Genomic DNA, 12,434 nt, shown 5'->3' on the forward strand with positions numbered 1-12,434 from the left:
AACCGCCTGAGCGCGGACGCCGTTCTGCGTTCATGCCCGAACTGCCCGAAGCCGAAGCCAATCGTCTGCGTGTGGAGCGCGACTGCCTCCACCGCACAATCGAGGCGGCGGAGCCGGGCGATGACACCAGCTATATCGAACTGCCCGGCGATAACGAGCGCGCCCGGCTGGTCGGCCACCAGTTCACCCGCACCCACCGCCATGGCAAGCTGATCTTCGCTGGCAGCGAAAGCGGCCCGTGGATCTGCGTCCACCTCGGCATGACCGGATCGCTGCGCCCGTTCGACGAGGCGGATGGCCCGCCCGATTATGCAAAATTCCTGATCCGCTTCGAAGGCGAGCGCCGCCTCGCCTTCCGCTGCCCGCGCAAGCTCGGCTGGGTGCGCGTGGTCGATAGTCCGGAGGCCGAGATCGAGCGGATCGGCTTCGGCCCGGATGCGCTGGAGATCGGGAGGGACGCCTTCGCGGAGGTGATCGGCACATCGCGCGGCGCGATCAAATCCGCGCTGATCGAGCAGAAGAAGCTGGCCGGAGTGGGCAACCTGTGGTCGGACGAGATCCTGTACCGCACCGGGATCGATCCGCAGCGCAAGGGCACCGATCTCTCCGAGAGCCAGCTAGGCGACATCTATGACGCGATGCGCGACATCCTGCGCGCGGTGGTCGATACGGAAGCGGACTACAGCAAGCTGCCCGACGATTGGCTGATCCATACCCGCAACGAAGGTGCCGAATGCCCGCAATGCGGCGGCGAGATCGTCAGGACCAAGGTGGGCGGGCGCAGCGCCTATCACTGCACCCGCCACCAGGAATAGCGCCTAGAAGCTGAACACAAACGTCTCGCGCCCGTCCTTCTCCATCGCGCGCTGGAAGGATGGCGTCTCACGCATCTGCTTCATCCAGCGCTGACAGTTGGGCCGTCCCTCCAGCTTGCCCTGTGCGTCGGCGGAGGCGATCGAATAGCACATGGAGATGTCCGCTGCGGTCAGGCGATCGCCCGCCAGCCAGGTGTTGCGCCCCAGATCGCTCTCCAGCTTGTCGAAGATCACCTTCAGGCGCGGCGCGACCAGCATTTCGCGGACCTTGTCGGTCGCGAGGCCGATGACCGAGCGGACCAGCGCGGGGCTGCGCGCCTTCATCATCGTCAGCAGGCCGTTGAAGAACTGCATCGGCATCAGGCTGCCCACCCCTGCGTGGAACCAGAACAGGTAATCCACGCGGGCTGCCTCGCCCGGCGCAGGGCGCAGTGGGCTCTCGGGATGCATATCAAGAATGTAGTCGATCACCGCGTTGCTCTCGGCCAGCACAAGCCCGTTCTCGTCGGTGATGACCGGCGCGGTGCCGAGCGGAGAGAGCGCCTTGTACTCGGCCGACGCAAGGCGCGTTTCGGCATCGCGCTTGTAGACCTTCAGCTCATACGGCGCGCCGATTTCCTCCAGCAGCCAGAGGATGCGGAAGCTTTGCGAATATTCGAGGTGGTGCAGCGTGATCATGGCCGGGTCTCCTGACGGTCGATTGCCTGTCAGGTGCCCAATGGCGCGTATGGGCGCAAGCGGCCCGTGCCCGAAATCGGGGGGCGATGCACCATTCCATGAGAAAGGAAATGGCGCGAGTGACGGGACTCGAACCCGCGACCTCCGGCGTGACAGGCCGGCGCTCTAACCAACTGAGCTACACCCGCGCAAACACGTGGGAGAGAGTGTCTCCGCTGCGTGGGAGGGGCGCGATTAGGCCAGCATTCGCAGGGTGTCAATCGATTCGCGCACCCCTTTTTCACATCTGTCGAGAAAAGATGGTTAGGAGCGTTTTAACCGCATTTTGAGCTTTCTCTGCGAGCACCCCCAGAGCCCTGAAAATCGGCATGGGGAGCCGTTTCATGCGTATCGGAATGCTAACCGGAAGTGTGGCCCTGTGCGTGGCGCTGTGCGCCGCCACCATCGCCTCTGCCCAATCGCTGGTCGAGATCGACCGCGAGGTGTTCGTGGAGCGCTCTCAGGAGCAGGGTGGACGCACGCAGCGCATTCTCGCCCCTGCCGACACGCTGGAGCGTGGGGACACGGTGGTGCTGATGCTCGCGTGGAGCACGCCGCACGACAGACCCTTCACCATTTCGAGCAGGGTGCCCCGCACCCTCGCCTTCCGCGCCAGCGGCGGCGATGCGCCGCAGGTATCGGTCGACGGAGGGCGCACTTGGGGCGCGCTGGAGACCTTGCGTGTCGATGGACGCAAGGCGACCTCCGCCGACGTGACCCATGTGCGCTGGGATGTCGCCAACCCGCGCGCCGCGAGGGGACGCGGCGTGCTTACCTACAGCGCGGTGGTCCGCTGATCAGTTCGCGAGAATGGTCGCGGGCGCTTCGAGCCGACGCTTGAGCGCCTGAATGAAGCTCGCCGCATCCCAGCCATCGACCACTCGGTGATCGCAGCTGATCGAGATGTTCATAAGCAGGCGCTTCTCGACCCGCTCGACACCATCGGCACCCTTCACAAACATCGGACGCTCTACGATCTTGTTCGGGCCGATGATCGCAACCTCGGGCCGGTTGATAACCGGCGTCGTCGCGATCCCGCCAAGGGGGCCGAGCGAGGTGACGGTCAGCGTGCCGCCCTGCATCTCGTCCGACTTGGCCTTGCCCGTGCGAGCAGCCTCGGCCAGGCGGCCGATCTCGCGCGCGAGCTGCCACAGGTTCTGGCTCTGCGCGTCCTTGATCACCGGCACCATCAGCCCGGCATCGGTCTGCGCCGCCATGCCCATATTGACCGATCCATGCCGCGTCACGACGCCTTCTTCGTCGTCGTAAGTGGCGTTGATCATCGGGAATTCGGGCATGCACTGGCAGATCGCGGTGATCAGCAGCGGCAGGATCGTCAGCTTGGGCCGATCGCCGCGATTTTCGTTGAGCTGCGCGCGCATCGCTTCGAGGTCGGTCACATCGACCTCGTCCACATAGGTGAAGTGCGGGATGTTGCGCTTCGACGCGCTCATGTTCTGGGCGATTCGGCGGCGCATCCCGATGACCTTGACGGTCTCGTCCGAACGCGGGCCGGTCGCGGGCGAATAGCCGCCCGAATAGGCGAGGAACTGGTCGAGATCGCCGTGGCGGATCCGGCCATCCTCGGCCGGTTTTACCTGCGCGAGATCGATCCCCAGATCCTTGGCACGCTTGCGCACCGCCGGGCTGGCGAGAACCTTGGTTTCGGCTGCTGCGGGCGCGCTCTTTTCGACCGGCTGCTTGGGCGCAGGCTCGGGATCGGCTTCATGCGCGTCGTCCGCATCGCTCGCGTCGGGGTTCTCGACCTCGATCCGCTTTTCGACCTCGTCGTCCTTCGGCGCGGGGGCCGGAGCGGGCTCTGCATCGGCGGCAGCGGCGTTTTCTTCCGCGACATCGTCCGGGATTTCGCCCTCGACTTCGATCGTGACCAGCATCGATCCGATCGCGATGGTGTCGCCCACCTCGCCCGCGACTTCGATAATCTTGCCCGCGACCGGGCTTTCCATTTCGACGGTCGCTTTGTCGGTCATCATGTCGGCGATCTGCTGGTCTTCCTCGACCATGTCGCCAACGCTGACGTGCCAAGCGACGATCTCCGCCTCGGCGATGCCTTCGCCGATGTCGGGCAGGTTGAAGGTGAATTTCGCCATGTCGGTGTTACTCGCTCAGAAGCTTGTCGAGGGCCGCGCCGATGCGCACCGGGCCGGGGAAGTAGGCCCATTCGAGACTGTGGGGATAGGGCGTGTCGAAGCCGGTCACGCGTTCGATCGGAGCTTCGAGATGATAGAAGCAGCGTTCCTGCACCAGCGCGGAAAGCTCCGCACCGAAGCCGGAGGTGCGGGTCGCCTCGTGAATGATGAGGCATTTCCCCGTCTTCTTCACAGACTTTTCCACAGCCTCGATGTCGAGGGGGACCAGCGTGCGCAGGTCGAGGATGTCGGCTTCGACGCCCTTCTCCTCCATCACCGCCTTGGCGACGTGGACCATGGTGCCGTAGGTCAGCACGGTAAGTTGCTCGCCCTCGGTCACGAGGCGCGCCTTGCCCAGCGGAATTGCATAATGCCCCTCGGGCACGACGCTGTCGGGGTGCGACTTCCAGTTCTTCACCGGACGGTCGAAGAAGCCGTCGAACGGGCCGTTATAGATTCGCTTGGGCTCGAAGAAGATGACCGGATCATTGTCCTCGATCGCGGCGATCAGCAGGCCCTTCGCGTCGTAGGGCGTCGCCGGGATGACCGTCTTGATGCCCGATGCGTGGGTGAACAGCGATTCGGGGCTCTGGCTGTGCGTCTGTCCGCCGAAGATGCCGCCACCGAAGGGCGACCGGATCGTGATCGGCGCGCTGAATTCACCCGCGCTGCGATAGCGCAGGCGCGCCGCCTCGCTGATGATCTGGTCGTAGCCGGGGTAGATATAGTCGGCGAACTGGATCTCGGGGACCGGGCGCAGGCCATAGGCCCCCATCCCGATCGCCGTGGCGATGATCCCGCATTCGGAGATCGGCGTGTCGAACGCGCGCGTCTTGCCGTATTTTTCCTGCAAGCCTGCGGTGCAGCGGAACACCCCGCCGAAATAGCCGGCATCCTCGCCGAACACGACCACGTTGTCGTCGCGACCCATCGCCACGTCGAGCGCGTCGTTGATCGCCTCGATCATATTGAGGCGGCGATCGTCTCCGGTCGCGTCGCGGCCCTGCTTGGGCTTTTCTTTCGTCTCGCTCATCAGTGCGGCACCCCGTCCGGATATTTCTTGTCGCGTTCAGCCTGCGACTGCGCGTTCTGTTCCTTGAGGTGCCAGGGCTCTTCCTCGAACACATCTTCGAACATGGTGTGGAAGGGCTGGTGCATGCCGTGGCCCAGGATGCCGTTCTTCTCGGCTTCCTTGGTGTCGGCCTTGACCTTTTCGGCTGCCTTCAGGTCCATCTCGGCCTGCCGGTCCTCGTCCCACTCGCCCAGTTCGATGAGGTGGTTCTTGAGCCGCACCACAGGATCACCGAGCGGCCAGGCATCGCGCTCCTGCGCGCTGCGATAGCCGCTGGGATCGTCCGAGGTGGAGTGCCCCTCGGCGCGGTAGGTGAAGAACTCGATCAGCGTCGGCCCGCTATTGGTGCGCGCGCGGTTCGCCGCCCAGCGCTGCGCGGCATAGCAGGCGAGCGGATCATTGCCGTCGACCCTTAGCCCAGCGAGGCCATAGCCGATGGCGCGGCTGGCGAAGGTCGCCCGCTCGCTGCCCGCAAAGCCGGAGAAGCTGGAAATCGCCCACTGGTTGTTGATCACGTTGAGGATCACCGGAGCGTTATACACGCTGGCAAAGGTGCACGCGGCGTGGAAGTCGCCTTCCGCCGTGCTCCCCTCGCCCACCCAGGTCGCGGCGATGCGCGTGTCGTGTTTGATCGCGCTCGCCATCGCCCAGCCGACCGCCTGGGGAACCTGCGTGGCGAGGTTGCCCGAGATGCTAAAGAAACTGTGCTCGCGGCTCGAATACATGATCGGCAGCTGGCGGCCCTTCAGCTTGTCGCCGCTGTTCGAATAGATCTGGTTGATCATCTCGATCAGCGGATAGCCGCGCGCGATCAGCACGCCCTGCTGGCGATAGCTGGGGAACACCATGTCGTCGGACTGCAAGGCCATCGAGGTGGAGATGCTGGTCGCCTCTTCCCCGGTGCACTTCATGTAGAAGCTGGTCTTGCCCTGCCGCTGCCCGCGAAACATGCGCTCGTCGAACGCACGCACCAGCGAGAAGTGGTGCAGCATTTCGCGCAAGGTATCGGGGTCCAGCTTGGGGTCCCACGGACCATGCGCCCGGTTATCCTCGCCCAGCACCCGGATCAGGTCCGTGCACAGGCCGTGGGTTTCGGTCGGGTCGCAGGCCTCGTCGGGGCGCGGCTGGGCACCCGCCTCGGGGATTTCGATGGCGGAAAAGTCCACCTCGTCCGCCCCGGGACGATAGTTGGGCTCAGGAATATGCAGCGAAAGCTGCGGCTTGTTGTCGGTTCGCTCGGGCCGATCGGCCATGCGTCTCTCTCCCGCGCCTCTGTTTGCCGAGACGCAATCTTTCACATCGGCGACCGGATATTGCGCAAGGCCCGAAGGGTCAAGCGCCCAGACCTTCCCCCGCGACCGCTCAGACCGCCACCGGTGCCTTGATCGGCGGATGGGGATCGTAGCCGCTGACCGAGAAATCCTCGATTGCGTAGTCGAAGATGCCCGGCGGACGCCTTGTAATCTCAAGCCTCGGGGCCCCGCGCGGTTCCCGTTCGAGCTGTTCCTCGATCAGGTGCGCGTGATTGAGATAGAGGTGCGTGTCCCCGCCCATCCACACCAGTTCGCCCGGCTCCAGATCGGTCTGCTGGGCGATCATCCGCGTCAGCAGCGCCGCGCCGAACAGGTTGAACGGCAGGCCCAGCGCGACATCGCAGCTGCGCTGATAGAGCAGGCAGTTGAGTTGCGTTCCATTCGCTCCGACATGGAACTGGTAGGTCTTGTGGCACGGCGGCAGCGCCATCCGGTCCAGCTCGGCGACGTTCCATCCTTCGATGATGTGGCGGCGGCTGCCCGGATTGGTACGCAGCGATTCGATCACCTGGCTGACCTGATCGATTCCCTCGCCCTTCTCGTACAGGCCATCTGGGCGATAGCGGTAGGTCGGCCAGTCGACCCACTGCTTGCCATAGACCGGGCCCAGATCGCCCCAGCGCGCGGCGAAGCTCTCGTCATCGCCGATTCGCTGGACGAAATCGTCGAGCGGCAGGTCGTCGCCCGTCTCTTTGACGTAGCGCGCGTGTGGCCACTCGTTCCAGATCTTCACCCCCTGCAGCACCAGCGGGCGAATATTGGTCGCCCCCGTCAGAAACCACAGCATCTCGCGTGCGGCGGTTTTCCAGTAGACCCGCTTGGTGGTGAGCAGCGGAACGGCATTTTCCGCAAGGCTGCACCGCAGCTGCGCGCCGAATACCGAGCGCGTGCCGATACCGGTGCGGTCCACCCGCTCGTCGCCGGTGCGCCAGATGCGCGCCATCAGGTCGAGATACTGCTGTTCGTAGTGCGATTCGGTCACGGTGATCGGCCTAATCCTTTCGGCGATCAGCGATAGGACAAACTTGTCTGCAATGTCCGCTTGCGTGTGCGGTGATCCACACCTATAGGGCCGCCTCTGCCTCGCGGGGTCCGCCCCGCAAGCATCGGTCGGGGAGTAGCTCAGCCTGGTAGAGCACTGTCTTCGGGAGGCAGGGGCCGGAGGTTCGAATCCTCTCTCCCCGACCAATTTGCGCCATTTCGCATAACAATCCGCATGAGCCCGCCGTATTCCTCTCCCTTGGGGAAACGAGCGGGAATCCTGCGGTATCGGCAGGTACGACAGCACGCGCGGCAAACCAGAGCGGGATAACTGCCGGCTGCACCTTTGCGCGGTGCCGGTGGTCACTTATTCGTGATGCATATGAAAGCGCAGATCGAAATTGGCACGGATTCGGCCGGGCAAGGCATTTGCGTCGATGTCGAGGAATTGCTCGCGACGCGATTGCTCGTCCAGGGCAACTCGGGTTCAGGCAAATCGCACCTGCTGCGCCGCCTGCTCGAACAGACGGCCGGCCTCGTCCAGCAGGTGGTGATCGACCCTGAGGGCGACTTCACCAGCCTGGCCGATGCGTTCGACCATATCGTGATCGACGGTGCGGCGCATTCGGTGCGTGAGATCGAGGCGCTCGCCGGGCGCGTGCGCCAGCACCGCGTCTCGGTCGTGCTGGCGCTGGACGAGCTGGAGGTCGAACAGCAGATTCGCTGTGCCGCGCTGTTCCTCACCGCGCTGTTCGATGCCCCGCGCGAGCATTGGTATCCCGCGCTGGTGGTGGTCGACGAGGCGCAGATGTTCGCCCCTGCCGCTGCGGGCGAGCTGGCCGAGGATACGCGCCGCATGACGCTTTCGGCGATGACCAACCTGATGTGCCGGGGGCGCAAACGCGGTCTGGCGGGAATCGTCGCGACGCAGCGCCTCGCCAAGCTGGCCAAGAACGTTGCCGCGGAAGCCTCCAACTTCCTGATGGGGCGCACCTTCCTCGACATCGATATGCAGCGCGCCGCCGATCTGCTGGGGATGGACCGGCGGCAGGCGGAGCGCATCCGCGATCTGCAGCGCGGGCATTTCCTCGGCCTCGGCCCGGCGATCAGCCGCCGCCCGGTCGCGGTGCATATCGGCGAGGTGCGCACCGGCGGGAAGAACGCCGCCGAAGGTCTGATGCCGTTGCCCCAGGCCTCGGGCGAGGATCTGGAGGCGCTGCTCCATTCCGAACTGGCGGAGGAAGCCGCCAAGCCCGCACCGCCGCCCCCTCCCCCGCCGAAACCCGCCGCCGATCTGGAGCAGGCGATCACCGCGCGCGCCGCCGAGCAGGCACAGCGCAGCGAGACTGGCGAAGACACCGCGAGTGATGAATCCTCGCCCGAAGATCAGGCACCAGCCGCACCGCAGGACAAGGAAGCCGCGCTCACCCGGGTCATCGTGGAACTGGCGGCGGAAGAAGGCGCGACCTTCCAGTCTTCCGCCGCGCTGTTCCGCAATTTCGCGCAGCGCTGCCGCCAGCAGGGCGTGCCCAGCGCGCATGTCGACATGCTCGAATTCCGCCGCCTGTTCGCCTTCGCCGCCGCGGGCCTGCACGAGCTGCCGGAAAAGCTGCGCGAAACGATCGAGGAGCTGTCTCAGGCTGTCCCCGAAGACGTGCTCGCCCCCTATCTCGCGCTGGCGGTGTCGGTCGCGAGGGGTGCATCCGCGCCCGACGAGGACGAGCTTGCGCGCGTCTACGGCACATCCTCGCCCAGCCGCATCCGTCGCCTGCTGGAGCATATGGAGCGGCAGGGACTGATCGTGGTGCGCGAAGAGTTCGGCGGCGGGCGCACGATCATCGTGGTCGGTCTGGAAGATCTGGCGGACGCGGCCGCCGCGTCGTGAGCTAAGCCGCTCTTTTTGCAAGGCGGCCATTCTGCACATTCGCCCGGAACAGGCAGGTTCAGGCGCGGTTGATCAGGCAAAGGAGAGTTTCTTACATGCCTATCATCATCCTCATCGCCACCATCCTGCTTCCACCGCTGGGCGTCGCGCTCAAGCATGGTCTCGGATCGCAGTTTCTCATCAGCCTGATCCTGACGCTCATCTTCTATGTGCCCGGCCTGATCTACTCGCTCTATGTGAACTACGCCTAAGGCCATGGCGCGGGACGATGACGCGAAGGGTCGCCATCGCGCGGTCCCTTCGTCCCGGATCGGGAGACTGAGCGGCTTCGGTCGGCTCGCCGGCGGAGTCGCTGGCGGAATGCTGGCCGAGGGTGCGCGCCGTGTGGCTTCGGGCGAGCGGGTGCGGATGAATGATCTCGTTCTCACTCCTGGCAATATCGGTCGTCTGACCGAGCGCCTTTCGCACCTGCGCGGCGCGGCGATGAAGATGGGGCAGATGCTCTCGATGGATGCAGGCGATGCCCTGCCCTCCGAGCTGTCCGAAATCCTCGCCAAACTGCGCGACAATGCCGACTTCATGCCACCGCGCCAGCTCGACCGGGTGCTGGCGGAGGAATGGGGCAGCGACTGGCGCAAAAACTTTCGCCGGTTCGAGCCGCGCCCGATCGCCGCCGCGAGCATCGGCCAGGTCCACCGCGCGCTGACCCGCGACGGGCGAACGCTCGCGATCAAAGTGCAATATCCCGGCGTCGCGCAGAGCATCGATTCGGACGTCGATAACGTAGCCACATTGCTGCGCGTCACTGGCCTTCTACCCAAGGAACTCGACATCGCCCCGCTGCTCGCTGTGGCGAAGGAGCAGCTGCACGAAGAAGCGGACTACCGTCGCGAGGGGCGGATGATGCAGCGCTATGGCGAGCTGCTCGCCGGGCATGGTGCCTTCGTGGTCCCCACGCTCGACGAAGAGCTGACCCGCGATCGCATTCTGGCGATGAGTTACGAAGAAGGCCGCCCGGTCGAACAGCTGGGCGACCAGCCGCAGGACGTCCGCGACAGCGTGTTCGCGGAGGTGATCGAGCTGGTCGCGCGCGAGCTGTTCGAATGGGGCCTGATGCAGACCGACCCCAATTTCGCCAACTATCGCTACCGCGAGGCGGACCGGAAGATCGTGCTGCTCGATTTCGGGGCCACGCGCGAGGTCGACCGCGATGTCCAGCAATCCTACCGCGAACTATTGCGCGCCGGGCTCGACCGCGACCATGCGGGCGTTCGTCAGGCGGCTATCGATGCGCAATTCATGTCGCCCGCCGTGGTCGAAAAACATGGCGAGGCGATCGACCGGATGATCGACATCATCCTCGGCGAGATGGCGAAGGATGCGCCGTTCGACTTCGGTGATCGCGGTTTCGTGCCCGCGCTGCGCGACGAAGGCATGGCCATCGCGCAGGACAAGGCGATCTGGCACATCCCGCCCGCCGAAACCCTGTTCGTCCAGCGCAAGGTCAGCGGCACCGCGCTGCTCGGCGCGCGGATCGGTGCGGTGGTCAACATCCACGCCATCGTGCGCGATGTGCTGGAGCGGACGGCAGCTACCTAGAAATTCGTCATTGCGAGAATCCCGCGGGCGACAAAGCAATCCATGGCTAGACTTCGCCTCCCCCCAACAGGGCCGACGACGCTGCGATGCCACACCATGGATTGCCGCGCGACCTTTGGTCGCTCGCAATGACTAGGGTGAGAAGTCAGCCCGCCTGCTGCTCCGCGATCCAGCGGTCTACGTGCTCTTCCAGCACATCCAGCGGCACCGCGCCGTTTTCCAGCACCGCATCGTGAAACGCGCGCAGGTCGAACCTGTCGCCCAGCGCCTCCTCGGCCCTCCCACGCAACTCGCGGATCTTCAGCTCGCCGATCTTGTAGGCCAGCGCCTGGCCGGGCCAGGTGATGTAGCGGTTGACCTCGGCATCGATATTCGCGGCACTGAGCGCGGTATTCTCGGTCATGAAATCGACCGCCTGTTGCTTCGTCCAGCCCTTCGAGTGGATGCCGGTATCGACCACCAGCCGGGTGGCGCGCCACATCTCGTAGCTCAGCCGCCCCATCTGCTTGGCCGGGGTATCGTACAGCCCCATCTCGATCCCGAGCCGTTCGGAATAAAGCCCCCACCCCTCGACGAAGGCGGTGAAGAACGTGCCGTTGCGACGCAGCGGATGCAGGTCGAGCTCCTGCTGAAGCGCGATCTGGTGGTGATGCCCCGGCACCGCCTCGTGCACGCCCAGCGCGGGCAGTTCCCACAGCGGGCGCTGGTCCAGCTCGGTCAGGTTGATGCGGTAGATGCCCGCCTGCCCGGTTTCGAGCGAACCCGGCTCGTAATAGGCGGTGGTGTTGCCCGGTGCCTGCGCGGCGGGGATCGGCTGGACCGTATAGGGCTGGCGCGGCAGGGTGCCGAACAGCTTGGGCATCCAGCCGTCGATCTGCTTGGCCAGCGCGCCGACATAGCGTTCGTACTCGGCTTCGTCGGTCATGTAATATTGCGGGTCGGTGCGCAGGTGTTCGACGAAGGCCTCGCGGGTGTCGAAGCCCGCCTCTGCCGCGACCTCCTCCATCTCCGCCCGGATGCGCGCGACTTCGGACAGGCCCAGCTGGTGGACCTCGTCGGGCGTCATCTCGGTCGTGGTGAAGCTGCGGACGCGGTAGGCGTAGTAGTCATCGCCATTGGCGGTTTCGGCGACACCGGGCAGGCCGGTGCGGCATTTTGGCGCGTATTCCTCGGTGTAGAAACTGAGGAAATCTTCGTAGGCGGGGAACACCACATCGGTCAGCGCGGCACGGGCGCGGGCCTGCAAGGCCGCCCAGTCGGCTTCCGAAATGGTCGAGGGGCGCTTTGCGAATGGCCGCCAGAAGCCCGATTCCTCGGGCGTGTCGGCCATCTGGCCGGTGATCTGGTCCTCGACGCCTTCCATCGGCCCGCATGCCTGCGTGAGCCCGCGTGCCACCGCCTCGCGGCTGCGCGCGATCCCAGCGGCGTTCTGTGCGCCATAGGCTTCGAGCCGCGAGACGTAGCTTTCGTAATCGGCCTTGGTGAACAGCGGCGAGCTGTAGGGGAGCGACGCGATCCAGCTGAACCAGCCGCCGCGATTGGTGAACAGCACGTAGCGGGTCTGGTCGAACTGCGAACCCTCGATCGAATCTTCGAGCGAGCTTTTGAGGATCGCGTAGTCCACCCGCAGGTCCTCAGGCAGCGCGCTCTCGTCGATAGTCTTCAGCCGCGTAAGGAATTCGCGGTCTTCGGCGACGTTGCGATCATAGGCCGCCATGCTGAGGTCGCCCAGTTGCCCGTCCCCGCGCCGGTCGCCCACCGAAGTCGCCAGCGTGGGATTGTCGTCGAGCATGTCCTGCCAGACATCCTCGCGCAGTTCGGTGTAATCCTCGACCGGGCCGGCGGTCAGCGGGCTGGCGATGGTGAGTGTCAGCGCGGTTGCGGCGAACAGGTGCTTCATGA

Annotated in this window: 11 protein-coding genes and 2 tRNA genes; 6 read left to right on the plus strand and 7 right to left on the minus strand. The window is 65.1% G+C overall.

Annotated features, from left to right (window positions below):
* Positions 1-32: 32 nt before the first annotated feature.
* Positions 33-815: a DNA-formamidopyrimidine glycosylase family protein gene (locus tag K7H93_RS15475; RefSeq protein WP_230784370.1), complete on the plus strand. Its 783-nt coding sequence runs from the start codon at positions 33-35 to the stop codon at positions 813-815.
* Positions 816-818: 3 nt separating this feature from the next.
* On the opposite strand, the gene K7H93_RS15480 is transcribed toward K7H93_RS15475, so the two are convergent.
* Entirely contained in the window at positions 819-1,493 is a 675-nt protein-coding gene (locus tag K7H93_RS15480; RefSeq protein WP_230784371.1) for a glutathione S-transferase family protein, read from the minus strand.
* A 111-nt stretch (positions 1,494-1,604) separates the two neighbouring features.
* Positions 1,605-1,681, minus strand: a tRNA-Asp gene (locus tag K7H93_RS15485).
* Between the two features lie 195 nt (positions 1,682-1,876).
* On the opposite strand from K7H93_RS15485, the gene K7H93_RS15490 reads away from it, so the two are divergent.
* The gene (locus K7H93_RS15490; protein WP_230784372.1) at positions 1,877-2,329 is read left to right on the plus strand and encodes a hypothetical protein; all 453 of its coding nucleotides are present in this window, start codon (positions 1,877-1,879) and stop codon (positions 2,327-2,329) included.
* On the opposite strand, the gene K7H93_RS15495 is transcribed toward K7H93_RS15490, so the two are convergent.
* From K7H93_RS15495 to thyA, 4 genes are all read right to left on the minus strand, one after another.
* The gene (locus K7H93_RS15495) at positions 2,330-3,643 is read right to left on the minus strand and encodes a dihydrolipoamide acetyltransferase family protein (protein WP_230784373.1); all 1,314 of its coding nucleotides are present in this window, start codon (positions 3,641-3,643) and stop codon (positions 2,330-2,332) included.
* A gap of 7 nt (positions 3,644-3,650) precedes the next feature.
* A complete protein-coding gene (locus tag K7H93_RS15500; protein ID WP_010237723.1) occupies positions 3,651-4,715 on the minus strand; it encodes an alpha-ketoacid dehydrogenase subunit beta in 1,065 nt (354 codons plus the stop codon).
* Positions 4,715-6,007 carry a 3-methyl-2-oxobutanoate dehydrogenase (2-methylpropanoyl-transferring) subunit alpha gene (locus K7H93_RS15505; RefSeq protein ID WP_230784374.1) on the minus strand — a complete coding sequence of 431 codons (1,293 nt, stop codon included), beginning with the start codon at positions 6,005-6,007 and terminating at the stop codon, positions 4,715-4,717. Before K7H93_RS15505 ends, K7H93_RS15500 begins: the two co-directional genes overlap by 1 nt.
* Before the next feature lie 109 nt (positions 6,008-6,116).
* Positions 6,117-7,049, minus strand: coding sequence for a thymidylate synthase (gene thyA / locus K7H93_RS15510; protein WP_230784375.1), 933 nt, complete (start codon positions 7,047-7,049; stop codon positions 6,117-6,119).
* A 129-nt stretch (positions 7,050-7,178) separates the two neighbouring features.
* Here thyA and K7H93_RS15515 point away from each other — a divergent pair.
* The 4 genes from K7H93_RS15515 (at position 7,179) to K7H93_RS15530 (ending at position 10,532) form a co-directional block, all read left to right on the plus strand.
* Positions 7,179-7,255 (plus strand) — tRNA-Pro (locus K7H93_RS15515).
* 175 nt (positions 7,256-7,430) lie between these two features.
* On the plus strand, positions 7,431-8,933 hold the full coding sequence (locus K7H93_RS15520) for a helicase HerA domain-containing protein (RefSeq protein ID WP_230784376.1): 1,503 nt from the start codon (positions 7,431-7,433) through the stop codon (positions 8,931-8,933).
* A gap of 95 nt (positions 8,934-9,028) precedes the next feature.
* On the plus strand, positions 9,029-9,184 hold the full coding sequence (locus tag K7H93_RS15525; RefSeq protein ID WP_226663417.1) for a YqaE/Pmp3 family membrane protein: 156 nt from the start codon (positions 9,029-9,031) through the stop codon (positions 9,182-9,184).
* Between the two features lie 4 nt (positions 9,185-9,188).
* Complete coding sequence (locus tag K7H93_RS15530; RefSeq protein ID WP_230784377.1) at positions 9,189-10,532, plus strand: ABC1 kinase family protein; 1,344 nt, start codon at positions 9,189-9,191, stop codon at positions 10,530-10,532.
* 145 nt (positions 10,533-10,677) lie between these two features.
* On the opposite strand, the gene K7H93_RS15535 is transcribed toward K7H93_RS15530, so the two are convergent.
* The gene (locus K7H93_RS15535) at positions 10,678-12,432 is read right to left on the minus strand and encodes a DUF885 domain-containing protein (RefSeq protein WP_230784378.1); all 1,755 of its coding nucleotides are present in this window, start codon (positions 12,430-12,432) and stop codon (positions 10,678-10,680) included.
* Positions 12,433-12,434: the final 2 nt, after the last annotated feature.

This window comes from Citromicrobium bathyomarinum (assembly GCF_021021475.1).
In the GTDB taxonomy this organism is placed as follows: Bacteria; Pseudomonadota; Alphaproteobacteria; order Sphingomonadales; family Sphingomonadaceae; genus Alteriqipengyuania; species Alteriqipengyuania bathyomarina.